Genomic DNA, 607 nt, shown 5'->3' on the forward strand with positions numbered 1-607 from the left:
TCGTCGTAGAGGCCGTCCTTCATAATCGCCCGGCCGGGCCTGTTGAACTGGTCGAGCGTGTCGGCGAGACGGACATTGCCGTAGCGGCGCATGATGAAGGCCATCGCGTCCGGATCCTGGCTCCGGAAGATCGAGGGAAAAGTGCCGCGCTCCGGCTTGGCCCTGAACTGTTCGAGCTTGTTTAGGCTCACTAGCGATGCATGGCGAAACTCGCGGCGACCTTCCTTGAAGATTGACGTGGCGGCGCTGATATCCGCTCTGTCCACGAACACGGCTTCCCGGTCGCGGCCGAGGAGCGCCTCGGCGGCTCCTACCCACTCGGGTTCGGCGACTTCGATGATGTCGCAGAGCACGCGCGGGACCATTCCCCTCTGCCGCAGCCTGCGGCAGAGGAGTTCAGTGTCGTCGCCGAGATAGGCGCGCGCCCCACCGGCGGCGTGCTGTCGGATCCGTTCGAGCACCTCGTCGCGCCGGCCGCGCAGCCCGGAAAGCTCCGCGATGATCGTTTGACGTGCTTCGTCGATCTTCGGCAGCCATTTCGCGCCGCTTGCCGCGAAGGACTTCTCGGCCGCGGTGACCTCGTCGGAGACGCCCACGATGTCGGCCC

1 pseudogene is annotated in these 607 nt (G+C 65.9%); it reads right to left on the bottom strand.

The features are described 5' to 3' along the window. A pseudogene (locus XI08_RS09835) lies at window positions 1-607 on the bottom strand (SbcC/MukB-like Walker B domain-containing protein); the annotation flags it as partial.

The organism is Bradyrhizobium sp. CCBAU 11361 (assembly GCF_028128935.1).
In the GTDB taxonomy this organism is placed as follows: domain Bacteria; phylum Pseudomonadota; class Alphaproteobacteria; order Rhizobiales; family Xanthobacteraceae; genus Bradyrhizobium; species Bradyrhizobium niftali.